The following is a 23,872-nucleotide window of genomic DNA, read 5'->3' as shown; positions in this document are numbered from 1 at the left end:
CTCATGATTTTATTAATCCGCCACCTAATGCAGAGAATAAATTTATTTCATTCTTCTGCTGTTCTATTTTCAACATCAATAAATTTTGTTGTTCGGTAAATAAGCTACGCTGTGCTTCAAGCACATCGAGATAGCTTAAACCGCCATATCGATAACTTGCTTGTTTCTGTATTAAGACGTTTTGCAGCGTTTTGACATATTGCTCTTGAGATATAAGCTGTTTTTCTAAGCTCGATTTGAGTACTAGGGTATCTTTTACTTCACGAAATGCGACCTGAATACTTTTTTCATAACTAGCTATAGCTTTGTTTTTTCTAATATTTGCTAATTCTAAATTTCGGCTATTTGTACCACCAGTAAAAATAGGTAGCGTAATTTTAGGAATAAAATTCCAAATACCATTTGAGGAATCAAATAACCCTGTTAAAGAATCATTACTGTTTTCTATTCCTGTATTAAAGGAAATAGAAGGAAAGAAAGCGGCCCTTGCAACACCTATATTGGCATTCTCAGAAATAATGTTTTGCTCTGCTGCCATAATATCTGGGCGTTTTAGTAATATCTCAGAGGGAATATCTGAAGGTGTTGTAATTAAAGGGCTGTTTGGCTCGTAATGGCCTAATTCTGAGCTTATTTTTGTTACATAGTCATTTGTCAAAAAATTCAGTAAATTTTCATTTTTTGCAATTTCACTTTCAATTTTTTCGATATTAATAGAAATAGACTGTACTTGCCCTTTAGCTTGTTCTAGATCTGATATCCCCGCTTTTCCTGCTGCGACTTTTTGCATTACAATCGATTGACTATTGAGGTAGCTTTGCTTCGTCTCTTGTGCAATTAATAATAATTTCTGGTTATACACCACATCTAAATACGCTTCTGCTACCGTTTTGATTGTAATAATTTGTGTCGCACGCTTCATCTCTTGAGAAGCGATAAACTTTGCTTTATCGGCATCAGATAAATTTTTAATACGCCCAAAAAAATCCAGTTCATAGCTGATATCAATGCCTGCACTGTATTTCTTATTGAAGGATGACCCAGACTCTAATGATTGACCATAATCGCCACTCATCGATGAACTAACTTGAGGGTATTTTTCTGCTCCCGCTAGCCCGAAGCGTACACGAGCTTCTTCTACATCTAAGGCCGCAAGATATAAATCGCTGTTTTTCTCAAGCGCAATTTCTATCACGCTTTTCATTTGTGGGTCTTGAATAAATTGAGACCAACTCGGAATGACTAATTCTGTTTTATCCCCCGTTACTATATCAGGAACATTGCCACTGATTTGATGAGGCAAATTCAGATTAGGGCGTTGATATTCAGGGGCGAGCGAAACACAACCAGTTAAAATTAGGGCATAAGCTATTATTAATATTTTAGGGGAATACATGGTATAGCCATGCCTCTAGTGATTAAAATTGTCACTATAATAAAAAAGACCTCCTGTTAGATTCATGACATGAAAATGACAAATTTGTCATTTTACATTTCATTGCCGTAATGCTTAGAATAACTACATTGTTTTCCTGACAGCCGGGCCTGAGATGAAACTACTTATTGTTGAAGATGAACATAAAACGAGAGAATACTTATCTAAAGGCTTAAGTGAGTCCGGGTTTATTGTTGATGCGATCGAAAATGGCATTACAGGCCTGCATATGGCGACAACTGAAGACTATGATTTAATTATTCTTGATGTAATGTTGCCAGATATTAACGGCTGGGAAATTGCTAAAAATTTACGTAATACAGGAAAAAATACACCCATCCTCATGCTTACAGCCTTAGGTAATGTTGAGCATCGAGTCAAAGGGCTAGAGTTAGGTGCTGACGATTATCTTGTTAAACCATTTGATTTTTCTGAGCTACTTGCCCGGGTAAGAACTTTATTACGTAGAGGCAACAACAGCATCCAGAAAACACAATTTACCATTGCTAATTTACATGTTGATCTAATCAAACGACGTGTGACGCGTGAAAACGATAAAATCATACTAACCAGTAAAGAATTTTCATTATTGGAATTTTTTATTCTTCACCAAGGCGAAGTGCTCTCACGTTCTCTTATCGCCTCAAAAGTTTGGGATATGAATTTTGATAGTGATACCAATGTGATTGATGTGGCAGTTAAAAGGTTAAGAGCTAAAATAGACCAACACTATGAACCTAAATTAATCCATACCATTAGAGGAATGGGCTATTTACTTGAGATCCCTGAAAATGATTAAGTTATTTCGATCTCCTGTCTCTATTTCAATTCGTCTTATTGTTTTGATCAGTATTACTCTCTCCCTCGCCTTACTGTTATTTAGCTCGATCATGATCAACTCGGTTATGTTGCATTTTAAGCAGCAAGATGAATATACACTTAACCAGTTGAATTTAACGATCCGAAGCTTATTAAATGATAATACGGAGCCACAAAGTGAGCAATATGCACGTATTAAAACCATTATTAATGAACATCAAGACATCACTATTTATCTCATTGACGATGAAGGAAATACATTAGTATCTCCCAATGCAACAGATAAACTTATTACCCACTTAAAAAATTATGACCCTGATAAAAATAACCAAAACGTAGAGCTTAGAGATTATCGTCTATCAGAAAGCCTTATTCAGGTCGGGCCTCCTTCAGAACCTAAACAATATCGATTGGTTACTGCGCTATCATTGAATTTTCATCATGATTATCTGAGCTCATTAATAAATAATTTAATTATCAGTGCGATTATACTGTGCTTATTTACTATCCTTGTCGTTTATTTCCTTGTGATTAAGGGATTAAAGCCCCTTAAAGATGTGAGCGATGACATAAAAAATGTCACATCCGAAAATTTAAGCGTTCGTTTAGATCCTGATTCTGTACCTAAAGAATTGAAGCAATTAACAAAGTCATTTAATCAGATGCTAGTCAAAATTGAAGATGTTTTCGTAAGGCAAACAAATTTTTCAGCAGATATTGCTCATGAAATGCGTACACCAATCACTAATTTAATGACTGAAACTCAAATATCTCTGAGTAAAAACCGCAGTAAAGAAGAGCTAGTTGAAGTGTTATACTCTAATTTGGAAGAATATAACCGTCTATCACGAATGATCTCTGATATGCTTTTTCTTGCTCAAGCGGATGATAACCGCCTTATCCCAGAGAAAAAAATCATTAATATTAAAAATGAAATAGAGCTTATATTTGATTACTTTGAATATCTCGCTGAAGAGAATGAAATAAAACTTAAGATAATTGGGGACGCTAGCCCTATTAGTGCCGATAAAGACATGTTGAGAAGAGCGATTACTAATTTAATATCAAATGCTATCCGCTATACCCCAAAAGGTGATGCTGTCAGCATTAACATTTCAAATGTAAAAGAAGGTGTTGAATTAACCATTAGTAATCCCGGTATAAAAATACCCGAAGAACACTTAGAAAAACTCTTTGATAGATTTTATCGAGTGGATAAATCAAGGCAAAGAAAAAATGAAGGAAGTGGAATTGGGTTAGCTATCGTCAAGTCAATTATATTGGCGCATAAAGGCAGGATCACTGTAAAATCAGATGATTTTTCAACACGCTTTACTGTATTTTTACCTATAAAACCAAATTAAACATCTGCCACAAATGGCAATTTTGTCATTTTGTTGTCAGTATTCAGACAGAAATAAACCCTTATTATAGTTACAAGATAAACGATTTAACTTAATAAGGATTCACAATGAAAAAATTTATTTTTGCTTTAACACTTGCAGCTATAGCAACACATGTATCTGCCGCTCAAACTGAAAAAGAAATACATTATAATGCTGCAAATGCATTAAGTTTCACTGAAAATAATACTTCTTATTCCAACCTAAAATCGATTAATAACCATTTAAGCAAAGCGGGCATTTCGACCAATAATAGTGTCAATTCAACTCAGTCATTCCTTCAGTTAGACGAACACGCCCAAGCTGCCGCGGCATTAAGTTTTACACAAAACAATACATCACCAATGATGCAGAACATGATCAGTTACCACCAAAACCAATCGCCTAACAATAAAAAACCGACAGTAAAAATTGCGAAATCATTTTCCGATATGAATGAAAATGAAAAAGCAGTCACGATGTTAAGTTTCCATAAAAACAGTTCTTCGGAATCTATTCAACGAAAAATACTAGACAACTTAAAAGATAATTAATTTAAACCTTAAAACCATATTATTAAAATAATATGGTTTTAAATTAATTGAAAAAATTTAACCCTATCAATCATGATTTTATTTAACCCCTTTCATTTTTTATTAAAGTTTAAATTAAACTATTCATTGAACATCAAGAGAAATAGATTATTATTTCTAAGCAGTTCTCACTTTAACATTAACTTTAAAAGGCAACTATATGTTTAAAAAATCAATCATATTTATATCTTTATTATTCCCAATACTCTCTTTCGCTACCCCTATTCTTCCCTTTCCGCCAGAGCCACCTATCCTAAGTATAGACTTAAGCATAGCCTATAACGGAGATGATGATGATGTTTGGTTTCAAGTAAAAAATGGTGATGATGATGATGTCTGGCTGAATATCAAGTAAGAGTAATAAGATACCGAATGAAATTTAAAGAATATTTCCCTCATAGTGTATAGTCCTATCTCCATTTAATATACTGCCCTAGGAAAAATAGGCTATATGCGGTTAAATAACAAGTAAAATGGGATCTAATTTAAAAAAATCCCATTTTACCCTTTTTCCAATGAGTTATTCCTCACAACTATAAAATTAACTTTAAAATAAAAGGTTTCATTATCAACTGATAATTAATTATTTAATCACTAACTTTCAAATTAGTTATATAAACAATTAACTATTTGTTATTAATATAAAACCAAAAAATAAAAACAAGCTATATTACTTTGTATTTACCGTAAAATAAATTTAATTACACTCATAGATAAATAATTAATTGCTTATTCAAAACCATGATTTACAATTTCATTGCAGTTCATTTTAATTTAAACTTTTAAAAGAGGATTTTATATGTATAAAGCATCTATTATCATAGTATCTTTATTATTTCCAATTCTAGCATCTGCAACTTCTTTCCAAAAAGAACATTCTGACAATACTTCTACTTATTCTATTACTTACGAACAAAACTATGGAGGAAATGGTGGGAATGGCGGTCATGGTGGTAATGGAGGGAATGGAGGAAATGGTGGAAATGGCGGCCATGGTGGTAACGGCGGTAATGGCGGCAACGGTAGATAATATATCTCGTCACTAAATATCTCCCTCCTCATTCAATGAGGAGGGAACGGAGGAATTTATCATGTATAAAAATTACATTTCACTTGGTGTTTTATTAATAAGTTCTATCTCATTTTCAGCATACTCTCACTCCTTATTAAATACTCCATCTAACTGTTTATTTAAAAATGAGCTCAATATTAATGAAATAAATAATAAAGTATGTTCAAGACTTCATGGTCAATATTACTCTTCTAAATTTTTTAGCTTTGTAGGCTATGGACAAAATGGAAATTCGGGTCAAGCTGGAAATGATAGTCTAGGTGGCCATGGTGGCAACGGTGGTCACGGTGGTCACGGTGGTGATGGCCAAAATGGAGGGAATGGGGGAACGGGATCAAATAACGGTAATGGTAGCAATGGTGGAAACGCAGAAAAAGGCAGTAATGGCAATGGAGGTAATGGGGGTAATGGCAGTGTAACTGGAGGTGATGGGGGAAATGGCGGCGATGGAGATGGTGCTGGTAGCGGTGGGAATGGCGGCAATGGAACAGTAAATGGCAATGGGGGTAATGGAGGGCATGGTGGAACTAATGGCGGTAACGGGGGTAATGGAGGCAACGGCTCTGGTAGTGGTAATGGCGGCAATGGGGGTAATGGTAGCCAAGGAGGAAAAGGAGGACGCGGTGGACCTGATGGCGGTAGAGACGGGCACGATGGCCTTAGCTCCATGTGATAAACAAATCCGTTAGAAGTGAATAAGTGATGTGGCAATATGAAACCCTATAATTATCTTTATAAAAAATGGTCTTATCAATAAAAACGGAAGCTACCGCTTCCGTTTTTCGTATCCATGTATTCTTTATTGTTTAGGTGCTAACTTCATTAAAAATGTGCGTAATTGTGCAAAATCAGAGGGTAAAAAGTGTGAGAGTAGTGGGAGTTCCGCACGCTCTGCTAACTCTTTAGGCAAAGGTATTGCTTTATTAAGAATTTCTTCAACACTTTCTTTAAATTTAGCTGGGTGTGCCGTACCTAAAAACAGCCCGTATTCACCTTCTTCCAACTGGTCACGAAGCACACGATAAGCCACCGCAGCATGTGGCTCAGATAAATACCCTTTTTTATCTAATTCACGTACTGTCTCTTTAGTCACTTCGTCACTCACCGCCCCGTGGCCTAATTCATCAAGAGACCAACCTTTACGACGGAATAACTCTTCAATACGAGGCCAGTTGTTTGGCTGGCTAACATCCATGGCGTTCGATAATGTTGCCACAGTTTGCTTTGGTTTCCATTGCCCATCAACAAGGTAACGCGGCACAGTATCATTGACGTTAGTAGCTGCAATAAAGCGTTTAACAGGTAAGCCCATTGATTTGGCTAATAAACCAGCCGTAAGATCCCCAAAGTTACCACTCGGAACTGAGATCACTAATTGATCCCGTTTTTCTGCTGGGATCTGTGCGACAGCTTCAAAGTAATAACAAATTTGCGCTAATAAACGGCTGATATTGATCGAGTTCGCAGAGTTTAAATACAACGCCTTTTTCAGTTCTTCATCATCAAACGATTGTTTAACCAATGCCTGGCATGCATCGAAGTCATCTTTAATTGCAACCGTATGAATATTTTCACCCAGCGTGCAGAAGAGTTTTTCTTGCAGCGGGCTAATTTTTCCTTCTGGGTAGAGAATAACAACCTGCACGTTCTTAAGACGGTAGAATGCGTGTGCAACAGCTGCTCCTGTATCCCCAGAAGTGGCAGTCAAAATGGTCACCGGCTGCTCACCAGCGACTTGCCCCAGCGCCTGAGCCATAAAGCGGCCACCGAAATCTTTAAATGCGAGTGTTGGCCCATGATATAGCTCCAACGTCGCAACATCATCTTCAACCTGAGAAACTGGCGCAGGAAAAGCGAACGCGGCTTTGACTCTTGCAGCGAGCTCTTCATGAGGGATTTCATCACCAATAAAAGCACTTAAAATACGACTGCTACGAGTGACAAAGTCTAATTTTAATAATTCGTCGATTTCAGCCGCAGTGAATTCAGGTAAGTCTTGAGGAAAAAATAGACCTTGTTGCTTGCCTAAACCTTGCTTAACTGCTTGCGCAAAACTTACTTGTTCGTTGTTATCTTTTAAATTATACAGTTTCATTATTTACCCTATTGTCCTTGCCCCGGCCAGATCCAAACGGCAGATATGCACAAAGCCTTCATCATTCTGAATATAATGTTGTTTCAAGTAGCTCGCCATTTTTTCAGCGATTTGTTTGTCATCGCAAATAGCGAACAGTGTTGGCCCTGAGCCTGAAATACCACACGCTAACGCACCAATTTCTTTTGCATTCTGACGTGCTGCCGCAAAACCCGGTAATAGCTGTGTACGATAAGGTTCAGCCACAACATCTTGGATCATCGTTGCTGCAAGTAACGATTGGTTTGTATGACAAGCATGAATGAACCCTGATAGGTATCGACCATGGTTTACAATGTCATGGCGAGGATAGCTATCAGGAAGGATTGCACGCGCTTCCGCAGTCGACACTTTAATTCCTGGATAAGCCATCACCCAATACCAGTTTTCAAATGCAGGTACTGGCTGAGAAATAATGCCATTCTGTTCGATAATCAGCTGTAAACCACCTAAAAAGCACGGTGCGACGTTATCATAGTGCACACTTCCTGAAATACGCCCCTCGAGCTCCCCCATCATGCCAAGCAGTTGAGTATCATCGAAGGGTTTCTCTGCAAATTCATTTAGCGCCATCAGCGCTGCGACAACAGAGCACGCACTAGAACCGAGCCCTGAACCAATTGGCATATTTTTTTCGAGTGTCATAGCGACATTTAATGGTCGACCAAGGCGCTCACAAAACAATTGCCAGCACTGGTAAACAATATTGTGTTCATTTTTTTTCGGAAGTTTAGCTACGAATTTGCCTTTATTCGTCAACGAAAAAGTGTCCGCCGCTTCAACTGTTACACAATCACCTAACAATGAGCCATCTGCTGGAGAAACTGCCGCTCCAAGAACATCAAACCCGACGCTCACATTACCAATTGAAGCCGGTGCATAAACTTTAATCACTTATTAAACTCCCAGTTTCCATGAAAGGGTACGCAGCATATCTGCAAACACACCTGCGGCAGTGACATCATTACCCGCACCATAACCTCTTAATACTAAAGGAATTGGCTGGTAATAACGCGTATAGAAGGCCAGTGCATTTTCGCCATTTTTAACCTTGAAGAGAGGGTCATTACCATCAACAGCAACAATTTTAACCTGACAGCGCCCTTCTTCAATCAACCCAACATAGCGTAACACTTTTTCTTCCGCTTCTGCGGCTTTTATACGCTGTGCAAATTGTGCATCCAGTTGGGGTAAACGAGCCATAAACTCAGGAACAGAACCACTGCTATCAAAATCAGCAGGTAAAACGGCTTCAATTTCAATATCTTGCAGTTCTAAATTATAACCTGCTTCACGCGCTAAAATTAATAATTTACGCGCCACATCCATACCGGATAAATCATCTCGAGGGTCTGGTTCTGTAAAACCTTTTTCTTTAGCCAGTGTTGTGGCTTCCGATAAAGACATGCCCTCATCTAATTTCCCAAAGATAAATGATAAAGAACCCGATAAAATTCCGCTAAAGTGAACCAGTTCATCCCCTGCGTTCAGTAAGTTTTGTAGGTTTTCAATAACGGGTAAACCCGCCCCTACGTTGGTGTCATAGAGGAATTTACGTTTCGATGTTTCACTTGCAGCACGTAATTGGTGGTAATAATCCATCGATAAAGTGTTGGCTTTTTTATTCGGTGTGACCACATTAAAGCCATCTTTCAAGAAGTTGACGTACTGCTCTGCGATTTCCTGATTTGATGTACAATCGATAATGACAGGGTTCAAGAAATGGTATTCACGCTCTAAACGAATTAAGCGGCTTAAGCTAAATGGCTCTTTCGCTTCCGCCAGTTCCGCTTTCCAATTATCTAAATCGATCCCTTGCATATCCGTTAGCATTGCACGTGAATTCGCAATACCACAGACACGTAAGTCGATATGTTTTTGTTTTAGCCATTGTTGCTGGCGATGAATTTGTTCAATTAACGCATTACCAACACCACCCACACCGATAACAAAGGCTTCAATAACTTGTTCTGCATTAAATAGCATTTGGTGACATAAACGCACTGCCGTTGTTGCAGACTCATTGGCAATTACCGCAGAAATTGAACGTTCAGAAGAACCTTGAGCGATAGCCACAATATTGATGTTGCCGCGAGTTAACGCAGAGAAGAAACGCGCCGAAATGCCTTTCAAAGTACGCATACCATCACCTACCACAGAAATGATCGCTAACTGCTCCATCACATCCAGCGGCTCAAGTACGCCATCTTTTAGTTCTAAGTAAAACTCTTCTTCCAGTGCAGCGCGTGCTCTGACTAACTCATTTTGCGGGACACAAAAACTAATACTGTATTCTGATGAGGATTGCGTGATCAGAACAACCGAGATCCCTTTACGAGACATGACGGAAAAAATGCGTGCAGCCATCCCCACCATTCCCTTCATACCGGGACCAGATACGTTGATCATCGCCATATTATTCAGATTGGTGATCCCTTTCACTGGTGTGCTGTCGTCAGTTTGGCCATCGCCAATTAAAGTGCCTGGTGCGCTTAAATTGGTGGTATTTTTTATCAGGCAAGGGATTTGGAATTGAGCAATTGGGGCAATGGTACGAGGATGGAGAACTTTGGCGCCAAAATAGGATAACTCCATAGCCTCCTGATATGACATCCCTTTTAACAAGCGAGCGTCAGGCACTAAACGCGGGTCACATGTATAGACCCCATCAACATCAGTCCAAATTTCACAACAATCAGCGCGTAAGCAAGCCGCTAACACTGCTGCTGAATAGTCGGAGCCATTACGGCCTAATACCACTAGTTCACCCTTCTCATTACCTGCAGTGAAGCCTGCCATTAAGACAAAATGATCTTTCGGTATATTTAAATCAGAAATGCGTTTTGTTGACTCATTTATATCAACCGTAGATTCAAGGTAGTGGCCTTTCGCAAGTAAGCTCTCAACAGGGTTAATGACGGTCACATTATGGCCGCGAGCTTTTAGCACTGACTCCATAATAGCGATAGAGAGTTTCTCACCACGGCAGATAATTGATGCGTTAATGCTGTCTGGACACTGTCCGAGAAGAGTAATACCATGCAGTACTTGTTTGATTTGCGCGAATTCTTGTTCTGTCAGTTTTTTTAACCGGTCATATTCAAAACCGGGTTGTTTTTCTTTTAATCCTTTTAAAAGGTTAGCAAAAATCATTTCAGCATCATTAACATGCGTGATGACATCTTGTCCTGCAACCGTTTTTTCAATCATAGCAACCAAATGGTTAGTGATTTTTGCTGGCGCGGATAACACCAAAGCCACTTGTCCATCTGCTAATTTGCCTTCAGCGATGTCAGCAACATTCAGTACTCGTTCGTCATTTGCAACCGAAGTACCGCCAAATTTAAGCACACGCATGGTATTTCTCTCCTGAATTAACACCAAAAAAAAGCCCGCATCGTTTAAGTATGCGGGCTTTTTCATTTTTATTTTTTGGATGCGTCAGCCCGCCCCGTTTCCTGTGGTTACGGTGGTGGTGGTAATAATAATAGTCAGGCTGATATTACGCATAGATTCTGTCTGTCTCTTAGATTCTTTAAGTTTCTCCCTATACGGTTAAAGCAATTGCTATATTTTGTCAAATTTATTTGTAAAACATCCCTTTTAAAACCCTTTTTTTACTTGATAAATTATCTACCAGTACGAAAAACACCTTTCCAAAAAGACCCCCATCACACCAATGTTGGTTTTTAAAACCAAAATAATTAAAATTTAAAGATGAATAATTTTTTAACCGACAAAAAACAAAATCGCCTATAAAATAGACAAAAAAGATGACCTTTAGCCATTTCTTGTGAAGAGAATCAAGATGAAAAAGTGAGCAACCCAACCGATGCATTCAACGCATATATTTCATGCCATTTACCATTCATGGTCATCAATCTACAATCGGTAATGACAATAAATGACAAGGTAAGTATGAGGACTTGAATCCACATTTTTTGTCTGTTTAAATTACAAACAAATGCTAGGTGATTGTTAAAAACTGACACTATCAAAATAAAATAAGTATATTTCCTAATTAAATAACACAAAAACTTACAAATTGAATATTTGCATCCTGTTATCTCTAACCAGAGTGATTACTTACCTTTCTGTGTATCAAAATAACCTTTCAAAATTGGAGGTAACTCACAAATTAAACATTATTTATGATGGTATATTTAACCCATTGAAGATTATATTCATTAATACCAAGCTAAAGCTCCCCAGTGCATCAACGGCTCCCCTTTTTTTAGACGCTATCTGATTCCTAAATACTGCATTAATTTATATAATTATCTACCTAACAATTTTTGTTAACGTGCTACAATTGATTTTGATATGTATCAACAAAAGTTAGTTTTTTAGGTGGTAAATGCAGTATTAGCTGTTATATTGCTGTTAACAGTACAATATTGGGAAAGTGCTTATATTTAGACTTGTTGTTAAAGTCTTTTGCCTAAAATGGCAACATGATGGCACTGTTGAATTTCAAAACAAATTTATACTCATAAGCGTGTTTTTCCAGAAGAACAATATCAATAACCACCTAACTGGAAACGGATTGTGAGTTCAGTATTCTTATTTTAATACTTTAGGTAGCAACTATGCAGACCCCACACATTTTGATTGTTGAAGATGAAATTGTCACACGCAATACGCTGAAAAGTATCTTTGAAGCGGAAGGCTATGTGGTTCATGAGGCAACTGATGGCGAAGAGATGAATAATGTTCTCTCTGAACATGACATCAATTTAGTCATCATGGATATTAACTTACCAGGTAAAAACGGTTTATTACTTGCTCGTGAACTTCGTGAGCAAGAAAGCATTGCGTTAATGTTCCTAACCGGACGTGATAACGAAGTGGATAAAATCCTTGGCCTTGAAATTGGTGCTGATGACTATATCACTAAACCATTTAACCCACGCGAACTGACTATTCGTGCTCGCAACTTACTGTCCCGTACAATGAATTTAGCGGGCGGTACCGAAGAGCGTCGTTTAGTTGAAAGCTATAAGTTTAATGGTTGGGAATTAGACATCAATAGCCGTTCATTAGTCAGCCCGGCAGGTGAACACTACAAATTACCTCGTAGTGAATTCCGTGCGATGCTGCATTTCTGTGAAAACCCAGGAAAAATTCAGACTCGTGCGGACCTGCTGAAGAAAATGACTGGCCGTGAATTAAAGCCACACGATAGAACGGTTGATGTCACGATCCGTCGTATTCGTAAACATTTTGAATCAACGCCTGACACACCAGAAATCATTGCGACCATCCACGGTGAAGGCTATCGTTTCTGTGGTGATTTAGACGAATAATCAATTTTGAATTGATATTCAAAAAACCGGCTATTTAGCCGGTTTTTTATCATCTAAATTAATCACCAAGGCATAATTGGTACTGCACTTAACGCATTTTTTGGTGAGCCGTCGATCATCTTATCTGAATAAGTCAAATAGATTAATGCATTACGTTTTGGATCGTAAAAACGTACAACTTGTAATTTTTTGAAGACTAAAGACGTTCGTTTTTGAAAAACAACCTGCCCTTTTGTTGGTTTACGTTTGACGCGGTCGCTTAACTCAATCGGTCCAACTTGCTGACATGAAATGGCAGCATCAGAGGTGTCTTCCGCTAACCCTAACCCCCCTTTGATCCCCCCTGTTTTCGAACGACTTAAATAGCAAGTGACATTCTCAACATCCGGATCATCAAATGCTTCTACAACAATTTTATGATCAGGGCCGAAAATTTTAAAAACAGTATCGACTGAACCAATTTCCTCAGCAAATGTGATGCTCGGCAACACTGATAATAATGCCGCAAGTATGATATTTTTTAATCTGGAACGACGCATACTGAATTTCCTATTCAACTAAAAATCGGTAAAACCTCGTAGTAAAGCAAGACTTATTATTCACTTTCTTAACTAATTATCAAATACAACTCATTTACTATAACCGAAAAAGATAACTTGATATAGAATAGCCATTCATTGATAGATTATATCTGTTCTATAAGTCGCATTGGCTGGGGATATACATGGATAAAACTAATATTATTCGCGACTTGCTTCGCTGGATAGATGACAACCTAGATAAACCACTCTCGCTGGATAATGTTGCCGCAAAAGCGGGTTACTCAAAGTGGCATTTACAACGAATGTTCAAAGAGGTGACTGACCAAGCGATTGGTGCTTATATTCGTGCCAGAAGGCTTTCTCGTGCGGCTGTGGCATTGCGGCTAACAAGCCGACCAATTCTTGATATTGCATTGCAGTATCGCTTTGATTCGCAACAAACTTTTACTCGAACCTTTAAAAAGCAGTTTAACCTAACCCCTGCTTTTTACCGTCGGAGTGAAGAGTGGTGTGCGGCAGGTATTTGCCCACCGATTATTTTAGATAATCACACGAATATTGAACATGAGTTCCTACAAATGCCTGCACAAGAATTAGTTGGCTTGGAACAAAGTTGTTCTTATGCGTTAGAAGAGTGGTCGACCGCTTGTTCGCAAATGCGCCAAACTTTTTGGCACTACTATTTGGATAATACGACGACGATTGCGTCTGAAGTTTTTGGCTTGCACCATGCCATTCATAATCCAGAAAAAGAAGATGAACAAACGGTATTCTATACCACGGCGGTAAAACCTGAAGATGCGAGTTTTAATACTGACCAATACACGAGCTTAACGCTACCAAGTGGCCATTATGTTAAATTTTCGTTCAATGGCACGCCAACTCGAGATGCATTACAAGAGTTTTTATACCAAATTTATGGTGTATATCTGCCTAAGCTGAATTTAACACGCCGACCAGGTTATGACATCGAACATTACCGATTAAAAAACATCGATTTACGTCACATCACCCCAGAAAATGATGACCCTAAAACACACATCGATACCTTTGATTATTATGTCCCCATCAAAACAGGTTCGGCCACAACCCCTTAAAGAAGAGGAGTTTCAGTTTATTGAAACTCCTTTTTCTAAATAGTTAGCCTTGCTGTTCGTCAAGAGCAGGCTGCGATAAGTGTGTTACTTCGCCTGCTGTTTCCACGATCCAACCATTCGCTAACCATGGGCTGTTTTGATAATCAACACGAGATAACGAACAGTTACGTAAACGTAGGCGACGTTCTGAGTAAGCAGGAACCCCCATAATACGGCTAATTAACGTACTCAACGCAATCCCATGGCTAACAATTAGTGGGCGGCTACCTTCAGGCAAATCTAAACAACTATTAAGTGCTGCAAACATACGTGTATACAGCTCCTCCATTGATTCACCCTCTGGAATTCGTCCTCCTCGGGTTCCATCAATTAAGCTTTTACGCCACAGTTCTTCCTCTGGCGTTAACGACTCTATTGCTCTTTGTTCAAGAACACCCATATTTAGTTCACGTAGACGCGGTTCTGTGGTAATTTCACACTCGCACACACTTGCAATTATTTGTGCAGTTTCCAGTGTGCGTCCCATATCACTAGTGATAATATGGGTAATACCTTCTGACTTTATCCTCTCAGCCACCTGCCTTGCTTGCAGTCGTCCAGTGGCGGTCAGAGGGCTATCGGATTGTCCCTGGATGCGACGAGCTAAATTCCATTCAGTTTCGCCATGGCGAACAAGATAAACCTGTAACATAGATGTGTTCCGTTATTACTTTTCGAAGTATGTGTTCAAAGGAAAATAATTAATGTACCAAGTTATAGCTGCAACGACTAATCCTGCCAAAATTAAAGCGATCCATCTTGCTTTCGATGCTGTTTTTGGGGCTGGCAGTTATCAAATTGAAGATATTAATGTCGATAGCAGCGTTCCACAGCAACCTATCGGTAATAATGAAACCCGTACTGGGGCTAGACAACGTGTTATGGCCTCTAGACAAGTTCGCCCTGAAGCGGATTTTTGGGTTGGTATTGAAGCGGGTATCGAAGACGATATGACATTTGCTTGGATAGTGATTGAACATAAGCAAATACGTGGTGAATCTCGCTCTGCCAGTATTATGATCCCAGAAAAAATTCTGGCGGGTATTCGTGAAGGCCGTGAACTCGGCGATGAAATGGCCTTTTTAACAGGCATCGATAATATCAAACAACAAGGTGGTGCTATTGGCTTTTTCACTGACGGGGTATTAACTCGCACCAGTGTTTACCAACAAGCCTTGATATTGGCCTTGGTTCCCATTAATCATGAAATTTATAAAGAGCTAAACCAAGTAGAAGATTAATTATACTTAAAATAATTAAAATTGCATGTGCGATTAAACACCACGCTTTTCACACTAAAGTATGGGAAACCATACTTTTTTTATGACTATTAATTCAAAATATGAAGGGTATTAATATTCTAAATAATTCGTACTGTGACAAGCTGTTATCAAAGAAGCTAGTCTTTATGGACTGAAAATTAAAAGAAATAAATGTTTCCCCAATACGCTAAATAGTTTGTGCTGTCGCAAGGCGGCAAATGGGTTAGATCTTAGGAGCATACACAAGTATGTGACTAAGGCTAACCCATGAAGCCAACACCGCGACAGTGCAAAATATGACGCGTATTTTAGAGAAGTTGAGACTCCAACCACTCCTTCACAGGAATAGGCGCTGACTTTAAGCTATTCGAACCCCGGGTAATAGTTGCTATCCCCACGCCGAGCTCATTTTTCAGTTCTCTTTGGCTCATTTCACCGCGCATCAACTCTTGCACAATTTTAACGCGAGTCGCTAATGCTGTACGTTCATCTGGCGTGAGTAATAACTGAAGAACTGGCAAATGAATATCTTGTTCAAATGCCAATTGTAATAAATTCACAAAGCGCAGCCAGTCAGCGTTTTCATCGGCAGTCAGTGCCGGGTCATGTTGTTGATTTGCTGTCATCGTTTATCCACCCATACTATTTAACTAGTACAAATAATAACACACTCTTATTGGAAATCATCAATCAAACGCCATTTTCATTTAGTTACTGCGTTAATACGCTAAATAGTTTGGGTTGTGGCTAGGCGACTAGCGAGGATAGCCCTAGGAGCATACACAAGTATGTGACTAGGGTTAGCAAACGTAGCCAACACCCCTACAATTCGAAATATAATAAAGATGAATACTCAAAATAGTTCGGATTGTAGGTAGGCGGCAAGTGATGCTAAGCCCTAGGAGCATACACAAGTATGTGACTAGGGTTAGCAAACGTAGCCAACACCCCTACAATTCGAAATATAATAAAGATGAATACTCAAAATAGTTCGGATTGTAGGTAGGCGGCAAGTGATGCTAAGCCCTAGGAGCATGCACAAGTATGTGACTAGGGTTAGCAAACGTAGCCAACACCCCTACAATTCGAAATATGAAGAGTATTTGTTAGTATTTCATATTCCACTCATTAGGAAGCAATATTTTACTATTTTTCTGCCCCATAAAGTGCCGATAGAATAAATCATACGACAACACATTTTTCACATAACCGCGAGTTTCTGAGAACGGGATACTTTCGACAAATGCGACCGCATCAATGCGCCCCCCGCTGTTACCTAACCAGCGAGTCACACGTGAAGGGCCTGCATTATAAGCCGCACTGGCTAAAATACGGTTATTACCAAATTGCTGATAAACATCCTCCAAATAAGCTGTTCCTAGCTCAATATTGGTTGTCGGGTTAGTCAACTGGCTCGTGTTCACATAATTAATGCCCTGCTTCTGCGCGGTATGTTTTGCTGTTGCTGGCATCAACTGCATCAAACCTGTCGCTCCAACCGGTGAACGAGCCTGCGGATTCCACGCACTCTCTTGGCGAGCGATCGCCATTGCATAGCTCTTTTGAATATCTTTCGACTTAGTATATAAATTGAATTCTTTGTCCCACGCTAATGGGAAACGTTCTTCTAGGTGATCCCAAAGTTTGGCTGTGATAGTCGCTTGAACACTGAGATCGGCCCATTTATGATCAAACGCATAACGCGCCAATTGCTCTTGCTGGTTTGCTGGCAACGATGCCACTAAACTCACCCACTCAGAACGGGCAAGGTTATCCATTTCCCAGTACATTAACTCACGAACACGTTGTACTTCAGGCAATTGATCAATACTTGAATCAGGCTTAACCGCGCTTTTTACATACACCGGGTAGTCAATTTCTAGTACCTGTGCGGCCACCATTGGGTAGAAGCCGCGCTTCTCCGTTAATTGGCGAAGTAATACCTCTCCTTCTGCTTTTTTGCCTGCATCAATTAACGTGATAGCCTGCCAATACTGCCACTCTTCTTTATTTTTGACATCTGCTGGCAAGCGTTTTAGCCATGACGCGACACCCGTTTTATCACCAGCGCCTAATGCTAAACGAACACGACGCTCTTTCAATGACGATGAATTGCTTTCTTGAATAGTTTCATCGCGCCATTGAGCCTGCTCCGGGGTCACATCTCCCATATATTGCCAAGCAACACTGTCTTTAAGTAACTGCTTTTCCGCCATATTCATTTTTTGGGCAGAACTGATGCTATTCAGTACTGTACGAGCCGCATCAGGGGCTTGGCGTGCATAACGGCTAAAAGCCGCGATGGTGGCTTGACGAGTAAAATCTGTTGGTGTCATCGTTTTGGCGAATGTCACAACTGAGGCAGGGTCATTTTGTAATTTCACTAACGCATCGCCAATCGTTTTATAACTTGGCGGTAAGCGTTTAGCTAAATAACTCGCAATCGAGGTATTGCCCTCTTTTATGGCTAAGTTAATACGCTCAAGGGTCATCTCAGGGGTTAAATAACCTGCTTTTTCCCATTCATTAAATAATTTATCACAAGCACTCGGCATTGAACGGCCATTTAACCAGGCTTTTTCTGCCCCTTGCCAAGCAATTTGTTTATTTCCCACCGCCCAATTTGCAAAATAAAAATTACATTGTGCTTCGGCAGGTTTTGGCGCTTCAGGGCTAAATTCCAGCAGCGATTTCCACTCTTGGCGGCGAGCTAGTTCGTTGACAAAGCGTGTTTTCAGGTTTTTAGCGACAGGCAAGGTTGGATAGGTATTAATAAACTCCTGAACTTGACGAGGTGAAATAATATCTAAGTCTTGAGTCAGCTCACGATAAGCAAGATAAGGGTAAAGTGGATAATCATGCAAGGTCGGCAGCAAGCGCTCGACTTCATCCATTTTATTGGCATCCCATGCAACCTTAATCGCCTGATAACGTTCCCTTTGTGCCTGTAAGGGATCCGCCCATACGGTGCTGGAAACCAGCAACATTGTCACAGGTACTGCCGCTAACCAACCTTTCATATTCACTCGCTCCATCACTAAACTAAAGTCAAAATACAAGAAAGCCCTTAACCTATATATATCCCAAATAATTCGAGTTGCAGGTAAACGACAAGCTAAGATAGACGAGGAGCATAGATAAACTATGTAACTCGACTAGCCACCTCAACAAAAAACGCTGCAACGTGAAGGATTACGGGTATATTAAACATATATCAATACTATGAATGCTACCGAAAGTTTTTATTTAGTAACAGCGGAGAGTTCTTGAATTTTTCGACTTTACAGTCTTTTACTTTATATTTATTAGGTTTTTACTATCGAGTTAACGCAGATAGCCTAGACCATCACATACGCAATCAGGTATAGTTCATACCAAAATATTTATTGTTGTTTATCCAATCGCAGTAGATCATGTATTCCTACTGCATAGAAACAGAAAACTAAAATTCCCTTTATAAATCAAAAGGTAAATAAATTGGCTCAATACGTTTATAGTATGTATCGGGTTGGAAAAATTGTTCCACCGAAACGTCATATTTTAAAAAATATCTCTCTGAGCTTCTTTCCGGGGGCTAAGATCGGTGTTTTAGGTCTTAATGGTGCAGGTAAATCGACATTACTGCGTATTATGGCGGGTATTGATACCGATATCGAAGGTGAAGCGCGTCCACAACCGGGTTTGAAAATCGGCTACCTTCCGCAAGAACCGAAGCTAAACCTTGAGCACACCGTGCGTGAAGCCGTTGAAGAAGCGGTTAGCGAAGTAAAAAATGCATTAACGCGCTTAGACGAAGTTTATGCAGCTTACGCAGAAGAAGGTGCAGATTTTGATAAACTCGCAAAAGAGCAAGGCGAGTTAGAAGCAATTATTTCCGCGCAAGACGGCCATAATTTAGATAACCAATTGGAGCGTGCTGCGGATGCACTGCGCCTGCCAGCTTGGGATGCTAAAATTGAAAACCTCTCCGGGGGTGAACGCCGCCGTGTGGCAATTTGCCGTCTGCTATTAGAAAAACCAGACATGTTACTGCTCGATGAACCAACTAACCACTTGGATGCCGAGTCTGTTGCATGGTTAGAGCGTTTCTTACATGATTACGAAGGGACTGTTGTGGCTATCACGCATGACCGTTACTTCTTAGATAACGTGGCGGGCTGGATCCTCGAACTTGACCGTGGTGAAGGTATTCCTTGGGAAGGTAACTACTCTTCTTGGCTTGAGCAAAAAGATGAACGTCTGGCGCAAGAAGCCTCTACAGAAGCCGCTCGTCGTAAATCTATCGAGAAAGAGCTTGAGTGGATCCGCCAAAATCCCAAAGGCCGTCAGGCTAAAGGTAAAGCGCGTCTTGCTCGTTTTGAAGAGCTTAATAGCGTGGAATATCAAAAACGTAATGAAACCAGCGAACTCTTTATTCCACCTGGACCGCGTTTAGGGGATAAAGTTATCGAGGTTGAAAACCTAAGTAAATCCTATGGTGACCGCGTTCTGATTGACAACCTGAATTTCTCGATCCCTAAAGGGGCGATAGTTGGGATTATCGGTCCTAACGGTGCGGGTAAATCTACCCTGTTCCGTATGATTTCAGGCCAAGAGCAACCGGACTCTGGTTCGATCACATTAGGCGATACCGTGAAAATTGCCTCTGTTGACCAGTTCCGTGATGCAATGGATGACAGCAAAACTGTCTGGGAAGAGATTTCCAACGGCCAAGATATCATGCGTATTGGTAACTTTGAAATTCCAAGCCGCGCTTACGTCGGTCGCTTTAACTTTAAAGGCGTAGACCAAGGTAAACGTGTTGGTGAGTTATCTGGTGGTGAACGCGGCCGTTTACACTTAGCCAAATTACTGCAAGTGGGCGGCAACGTCCTGTTACTCGATGAACCAACTAACGACCTCGACGTTGAAACTTTACGTGCGTTGGAAAACGCCCTGTTAGAGTTCCCGGGCTGTGCTATGGTTATTTCCCATGACCGTTGGTTCCTTGACCGTATTGCAACGCATATTATTGATTACCAAGACGAAGGTAATATTACGTTCTTCGAAGGTAACTTCTCTGAATATGAAGATTACAAGAAACGGACTTTAGGTGCAGAAGCGTTGCAACCGCATCGGATGAAATACAAAAGAATGACGAAGTAATATGCTTCATTCTTCGGATTGCAGGGACCGATATCATAACGATATCATATAGATAGAATCACCATGGCGGCATCATTAGATGCCGCTTTTTATTGAGTAATTTTATAAGTCATCTAACATCAATAGCTGTTGAACGAGGGTGACACACTCTAAGAAACGCGTGTCGTAATCGGAAGATTCGACGCGTACAAACTCAATATTATTTTTCTTAAGCATTTCAATCAGTAAGTTTTGGAACGCTTTCCTGTCTTTATCACTTCCTAAACTGCGTAACCCATCAGCCACCCAAGGGGTGTTGTTTTCCAAAACTATCACCAAATCGAATCGATACTCATCAATCAGAGCCTGAACAAATGGGTGTTCTTTACCTTCATAGCGCAAACAGAAGGCTTGGGTCGTGACAAAATCGGTATCAATAAATGCCACTTTATTGGCATATTTTACTGCGAAATCAATGTACTGTGCATGCCCTAAGGCAATTTTGTCGTAGTCAGAATATTGCAATGCCATCTCATCACCACCAAGGTGGCTAAACACATAGTCACGGCCATACTCCCACGCACTGGATGTGTTAAAAATATTGGCTAACTTATTGACTAACGTCGATTTACCACTCGATTCACCGCCTAAAATAGCCACTTTACGCACAAAGAAGGGCTTCACTTCTGTGGGGATATATTCCCAATAACGAAATGGCGCTTGGCGAATTTGGTTACCGCTGATATTCATAAACGTGCGTTCAGGGTCGATCAAAATGGTTTCGATACCTAAGTATTTTTTATAGCGCGGAGCGTCATTCGCTTCCCCTGAATAGATAAAACTCGGATTAATATTATGCTTTTTCAAAAAGCCTTTCATTCCGTCACTCCACACTTCCCAACCGTGTGGATAAGGCTCAATGCCGTTTTCATCAAACGAGTGAATATGAATATTTTTTTGATATTTAAAGGTTTGTAATAACCATCGTAAGCGGTCGCTCACGGTGGGTTGCTGAGACATAGAACTGTTAACAAACAACTCTTTATCGCGAGGTTCATCATGGCAGAGAATGACGTGGAGTTCATCCACTTGGCTGCATGCGCGTTGAATCAAATAAATATGCCCAGTATGCAATGGATAAAATTTGCCAAATACCACTCCAATGGTTTTTTGCTGATTAGGGTATTCAAGGCCTAAAAAACGGTGTAATGCCGCGATTTTTTGCGCGCTGGGGCTTTTAATTTTGTTATTGATTAACTGGCTGAGATAGCCTTTGGTCATATCTGTCGCATCCGCAACTTGCTGTAGCGTGTACCCTGCTCGTTTGATTGCGTTTTTGAGATAGTCAAATTCAGCCATGTATTTTCCTTTTACCTAAATTAAAAGCTTATAGTTCATCCAAAATACTTAGTGCATCCGCTAATTTTTTTACGCCATACACTTTCATATCTGGCGGTGATTTTTTGGGCATATTCGCATGGGGTACAATGGCACGTTTAAAGCCATGTTTTGCTGCTTCAGAGATACGTTCCTGCCCACTCGGTACAGGGCGAATTTCCCCTGCCAGCCCAACTTCACCAAATACGACCAGATCTCTAGGCAATGGACGATCACGAAAACTGGAAACCAAAGAAAGCAATAAGGCTAAATCCGCACTGGTTTCAGTCACTTTTACCCCACCCACGACGTTGACAAAAACGTCTTGGTCTGACATTTGCAGCCCACCATGGCGATGTAGCACTGCCAATAAAATGGCTAAACGGTTTTGTTCAAGCCCAACCGCAACACGTCGTGGGTTCGACATCATCGAATGATCCACAAGCGCTTGGATTTCCACCAGCAACGGCCGGGTTCCTTCCCAAACTACCATCACGGAGCTTCCAGAGGTAATTTCATCACCACGACTTAAAAAGATTGCAGAAGGGTTACTCACTTCTTTAAGCCCTTGTTCTGTCATGGCAAACACGCCTAATTCATTCACTGCACCGAAACGGTTTTTATGGCTGCGCAAAGTACGGAAGCGGTTATCCGCATCGCCATCTAACATAATAGAGCAGTCAATACAGTGTTCGAGGACTTTTGGCCCAGCCAGTGAGCCATCTTTGGTGACGTGACCAACCATTATGATGGCCACACCGCGCGTTTTTGCGAAGCGAGTGAGATAAGCCGCGGTTTCCCTCACTTGTGCCACACTCCCCGGTGATGATTGAATGTCAGCCATATGCATCACTTGGATGGAGTCAATCACCATCAGTTTGGGTTGTTCTTGCTCTGCGGTTAAGCAAATTTGCTCAATACTGGTTTCTGACAGCATATTGAGTGAGTCAGTCGGTAGCCCTAAACGGTGTGCTCGCATCGCCACTTGTTGAAGTGATTCTTCCCCTGTGACGTACAGGGTTTTCATTTCACGTGACAATAAGCACATGGTTTGCAGCAATAAGGTACTTTTACCGGCTCCCGGGTTCCCCCCAATGAGGATGGCACTGCCCGGTACGACTCCCCCACCGAGCACGCGGTCAAACTCTTTAAACCCTGTAGTAAAACGAGGCAATTCTTCGAGGCTAATGTCAGATAATTTCTGGACTTTGCTCACCCCTGCCGCATTCCCTGCATACCCCGTTAAGCGGTCATTACGCGATGAAGAGCTTGTGGAGGCCAGACGCACTTCTGTAATGGTATTCCATGCATGACAAGCACTACACTGCCCTTGCCAACGCGGATAGTCCGCCCCGCAATCATTACAGACAAATGCCCTTTTAACCCCTTTTGCCACAGCAAACTCCTCTTAAAATTATTCTATATTACAACCGACGAACCACAGCACTCAAAATGATCTTAAAATTTTGAATACTAATTTGGCTTAATCTTCAAAATGGATGGTGTTGTAGCAAGGCGGCAAGTAAAGCTAAGCCCTAGGAGCATACATCAGTATGTGACTAGGGTGATTAAGTGCAGCCAACACTGCCACAGCACAAACCATAAAATATCGATATCAATATTCAAAATAGTTCGGGTTGTGGCTAGGCGGCAAAAGAGGATGTCTTGGGGAGCATACACAAGTATGTGA

Annotated in this window: 21 protein-coding genes and 1 other annotated feature; of the genes, 10 read left to right on the top strand and 11 right to left on the bottom strand. The window is 40.4% G+C overall.

What is annotated here, in order from left to right; translation table 11 throughout:
• Position 1: 1 nt before the first annotated feature.
• Positions 2–1,396, bottom strand: a complete 1,395-nt coding sequence (locus M0M83_RS03770; protein ID WP_248467652.1) for an efflux transporter outer membrane subunit — start codon at positions 1,394–1,396, stop codon at positions 2–4.
• A gap of 154 nt (positions 1,397–1,550) precedes the next feature.
• Here M0M83_RS03770 and M0M83_RS03765 point away from each other — a divergent pair, with 154 nt between their 5' ends.
• The 6 genes from M0M83_RS03765 to M0M83_RS03740 all read left to right on the top strand — a co-directional run bounded on the left by M0M83_RS03765 (position 1,551) and on the right by M0M83_RS03740 (position 5,974).
• Positions 1,551–2,234 carry a heavy metal response regulator transcription factor gene (locus tag M0M83_RS03765; protein WP_213912974.1) on the top strand — a complete coding sequence of 228 codons (684 nt, stop codon included), beginning with the start codon at positions 1,551–1,553 and terminating at the stop codon, positions 2,232–2,234.
• Entirely contained in the window at positions 2,227–3,618 is a 1,392-nt protein-coding gene (locus M0M83_RS03760; protein ID WP_213912975.1) for a Cu(+)/Ag(+) sensor histidine kinase, read from the top strand. The genes M0M83_RS03765 and M0M83_RS03760 overlap by 8 nt, the downstream gene beginning before the upstream one ends.
• A 107-nt stretch (positions 3,619–3,725) precedes the next feature.
• On the top strand, positions 3,726–4,190 hold the full coding sequence (locus tag M0M83_RS03755; protein WP_248467650.1) for a hypothetical protein: 465 nt from the start codon (positions 3,726–3,728) through the stop codon (positions 4,188–4,190).
• A 199-nt stretch (positions 4,191–4,389) separates the two neighbouring features.
• Positions 4,390–4,584: a hypothetical protein gene (locus tag M0M83_RS21675; RefSeq protein WP_248467648.1), complete on the top strand. Its 195-nt coding sequence runs from the start codon at positions 4,390–4,392 to the stop codon at positions 4,582–4,584.
• A 444-nt stretch (positions 4,585–5,028) separates the two neighbouring features.
• On the top strand, positions 5,029–5,259 hold the full coding sequence (locus M0M83_RS03745; protein ID WP_125891900.1) for a hypothetical protein: 231 nt from the start codon (positions 5,029–5,031) through the stop codon (positions 5,257–5,259).
• Between the two features lie 61 nt (positions 5,260–5,320).
• Positions 5,321–5,974, top strand: a complete 654-nt coding sequence (locus M0M83_RS03740; protein WP_248467646.1) for a hypothetical protein — start codon at positions 5,321–5,323, stop codon at positions 5,972–5,974.
• Between the two features lie 126 nt (positions 5,975–6,100).
• Here the strand turns inward: M0M83_RS03740 and thrC are convergent, their stop codons facing one another.
• From thrC to thrL, 4 genes are all read right to left on the bottom strand, one after another.
• The gene (gene thrC / locus M0M83_RS03735) at positions 6,101–7,396 is read right to left on the bottom strand and encodes a threonine synthase (RefSeq protein ID WP_248467644.1); all 1,296 of its coding nucleotides are present in this window, start codon (positions 7,394–7,396) and stop codon (positions 6,101–6,103) included.
• A gap of 3 nt (positions 7,397–7,399) precedes the next feature.
• A complete protein-coding gene (gene thrB, locus M0M83_RS03730; protein ID WP_213912978.1) occupies positions 7,400–8,329 on the bottom strand; it encodes a homoserine kinase in 930 nt (309 codons plus the stop codon).
• A gap of 3 nt (positions 8,330–8,332) precedes the next feature.
• Positions 8,333–10,792 (bottom strand): bifunctional aspartate kinase/homoserine dehydrogenase I, encoded by a 2,460-nt coding sequence (gene thrA / locus M0M83_RS03725; RefSeq protein ID WP_213912979.1) that lies wholly within the window; start codon positions 10,790–10,792, stop codon positions 8,333–8,335.
• A 24-nt stretch (positions 10,793–10,816) separates the two neighbouring features.
• Positions 10,817–10,938 (bottom strand) — a sequence feature (Thr leader region).
• Complete coding sequence (gene thrL / locus M0M83_RS21960; RefSeq protein WP_071548816.1) at positions 10,877–10,945, bottom strand: thr operon leader peptide; 69 nt, start codon at positions 10,943–10,945, stop codon at positions 10,877–10,879. It overlaps the preceding feature by 62 nt.
• 1,079 nt (positions 10,946–12,024) lie before the next feature.
• Between thrL and arcA the strand changes: the two genes are divergently transcribed.
• Positions 12,025–12,741 carry a two-component system response regulator ArcA gene (gene arcA / locus M0M83_RS03720; protein WP_004905684.1) on the top strand — a complete coding sequence of 239 codons (717 nt, stop codon included), beginning with the start codon at positions 12,025–12,027 and terminating at the stop codon, positions 12,739–12,741.
• A gap of 62 nt (positions 12,742–12,803) precedes the next feature.
• On the opposite strand, the gene creA is transcribed toward arcA, so the two are convergent.
• Positions 12,804–13,280, bottom strand: a complete 477-nt coding sequence (gene creA, locus M0M83_RS03715; protein WP_213912980.1) for a protein CreA — start codon at positions 13,278–13,280, stop codon at positions 12,804–12,806.
• Positions 13,281–13,465: 185 nt separating this feature from the next.
• Between creA and robA the strand changes: the two genes are divergently transcribed.
• Positions 13,466–14,380 carry an MDR efflux pump AcrAB transcriptional activator RobA gene (robA, locus tag M0M83_RS03710; RefSeq protein ID WP_248467643.1) on the top strand — a complete coding sequence of 305 codons (915 nt, stop codon included), beginning with the start codon at positions 13,466–13,468 and terminating at the stop codon, positions 14,378–14,380.
• A gap of 43 nt (positions 14,381–14,423) precedes the next feature.
• Here robA and gpmB read toward each other — a convergent pair whose 3' ends face one another.
• The gene (gpmB, locus tag M0M83_RS03705; RefSeq protein ID WP_125891893.1) at positions 14,424–15,071 is read right to left on the bottom strand and encodes a 2,3-diphosphoglycerate-dependent phosphoglycerate mutase GpmB; all 648 of its coding nucleotides are present in this window, start codon (positions 15,069–15,071) and stop codon (positions 14,424–14,426) included.
• A 52-nt stretch (positions 15,072–15,123) separates the two neighbouring features.
• Here gpmB and yjjX point away from each other — a divergent pair, with 52 nt between their 5' ends.
• A complete protein-coding gene (gene yjjX, locus M0M83_RS03700) occupies positions 15,124–15,660 on the top strand; it encodes an inosine/xanthosine triphosphatase (protein ID WP_248467641.1) in 537 nt (178 codons plus the stop codon).
• 329 nt (positions 15,661–15,989) lie between these two features.
• On the opposite strand, the gene trpR is transcribed toward yjjX, so the two are convergent.
• Entirely contained in the window at positions 15,990–16,307 is a 318-nt protein-coding gene (gene trpR / locus M0M83_RS03695; protein WP_125891892.1) for a trp operon repressor, read from the bottom strand.
• Between the two features lie 480 nt (positions 16,308–16,787).
• Positions 16,788–18,701: a murein transglycosylase gene (sltY, locus tag M0M83_RS03690; protein WP_185746895.1), complete on the bottom strand. Its 1,914-nt coding sequence runs from the start codon at positions 18,699–18,701 to the stop codon at positions 16,788–16,790.
• Between the two features lie 457 nt (positions 18,702–19,158).
• Here sltY and ettA point away from each other — a divergent pair, with 457 nt between their 5' ends.
• Positions 19,159–20,826 carry an energy-dependent translational throttle protein EttA gene (gene ettA, locus M0M83_RS03685; RefSeq protein WP_004914750.1) on the top strand — a complete coding sequence of 556 codons (1,668 nt, stop codon included), beginning with the start codon at positions 19,159–19,161 and terminating at the stop codon, positions 20,824–20,826.
• Between the two features lie 102 nt (positions 20,827–20,928).
• Here ettA and nadR read toward each other — a convergent pair whose 3' ends face one another.
• Complete coding sequence (gene nadR, locus M0M83_RS03680; RefSeq protein WP_125891891.1) at positions 20,929–22,164, bottom strand: multifunctional transcriptional regulator/nicotinamide-nucleotide adenylyltransferase/ribosylnicotinamide kinase NadR; 1,236 nt, start codon at positions 22,162–22,164, stop codon at positions 20,929–20,931.
• Between the two features lie 28 nt (positions 22,165–22,192).
• Positions 22,193–23,578 carry a DNA repair protein RadA gene (gene radA, locus M0M83_RS03675; RefSeq protein WP_102138951.1) on the bottom strand — a complete coding sequence of 462 codons (1,386 nt, stop codon included), beginning with the start codon at positions 23,576–23,578 and terminating at the stop codon, positions 22,193–22,195.
• Positions 23,579–23,872: the final 294 nt, after the last annotated feature.

Source organism: Providencia rettgeri (genome assembly GCF_023205015.1).
In the GTDB taxonomy this organism is placed as follows: Bacteria; Pseudomonadota; Gammaproteobacteria; order Enterobacterales; family Enterobacteriaceae; genus Providencia; species Providencia rettgeri_E.
The sequence above is the reverse complement of the archived record's forward strand: the minus strand, read 5'-3'. Positions and strand labels throughout refer to the sequence as shown.

Bases quoted from the DNA above. Each gene is read 5' to 3' on its own strand.
- M0M83_RS03770 (WP_248467652.1), bottom strand. From the start codon at position 1,396: ATGTATTCCCCTAAAATATTAATAATAGCTTATGCCCTAATTTTAACT.
- M0M83_RS03765 (WP_213912974.1), top strand. From the start codon at position 1,551: ATGAAACTACTTATTGTTGAAGATGAACATAAAACGAGAGAATACTTA.
- M0M83_RS03760 (WP_213912975.1), top strand. From the start codon at position 2,227: ATGATTAAGTTATTTCGATCTCCTGTCTCTATTTCAATTCGTCTTATT.
- M0M83_RS03755 (WP_248467650.1), top strand. From the start codon at position 3,726: ATGAAAAAATTTATTTTTGCTTTAACACTTGCAGCTATAGCAACACAT.
- M0M83_RS21675 (WP_248467648.1), top strand. From the start codon at position 4,390: ATGTTTAAAAAATCAATCATATTTATATCTTTATTATTCCCAATACTC.
- M0M83_RS03745 (WP_125891900.1), top strand. From the start codon at position 5,029: ATGTATAAAGCATCTATTATCATAGTATCTTTATTATTTCCAATTCTA.
- M0M83_RS03740 (WP_248467646.1), top strand. From the start codon at position 5,321: ATGTATAAAAATTACATTTCACTTGGTGTTTTATTAATAAGTTCTATC.
- thrC (WP_248467644.1), bottom strand. From the start codon at position 7,396: ATGAAACTGTATAATTTAAAAGATAACAACGAACAAGTAAGTTTTGCG.
- thrA (WP_213912979.1), bottom strand. From the start codon at position 10,792: ATGCGTGTGCTTAAATTTGGCGGTACTTCGGTTGCAAATGACGAACGA.
- arcA (WP_004905684.1), top strand. From the start codon at position 12,025: ATGCAGACCCCACACATTTTGATTGTTGAAGATGAAATTGTCACACGC.
- creA (WP_213912980.1), bottom strand. From the start codon at position 13,280: ATGCGTCGTTCCAGATTAAAAAATATCATACTTGCGGCATTATTATCA.
- robA (WP_248467643.1), top strand. From the start codon at position 13,466: ATGGATAAAACTAATATTATTCGCGACTTGCTTCGCTGGATAGATGAC.
- gpmB (WP_125891893.1), bottom strand. From the start codon at position 15,071: ATGTTACAGGTTTATCTTGTTCGCCATGGCGAAACTGAATGGAATTTA.
- yjjX (WP_248467641.1), top strand. From the start codon at position 15,124: ATGTACCAAGTTATAGCTGCAACGACTAATCCTGCCAAAATTAAAGCG.
- trpR (WP_125891892.1), bottom strand. From the start codon at position 16,307: ATGACAGCAAATCAACAACATGACCCGGCACTGACTGCCGATGAAAAC.
- sltY (WP_185746895.1), bottom strand. From the start codon at position 18,701: ATGAAAGGTTGGTTAGCGGCAGTACCTGTGACAATGTTGCTGGTTTCC.
- nadR (WP_125891891.1), bottom strand. From the start codon at position 22,164: ATGGCTGAATTTGACTATCTCAAAAACGCAATCAAACGAGCAGGGTAC.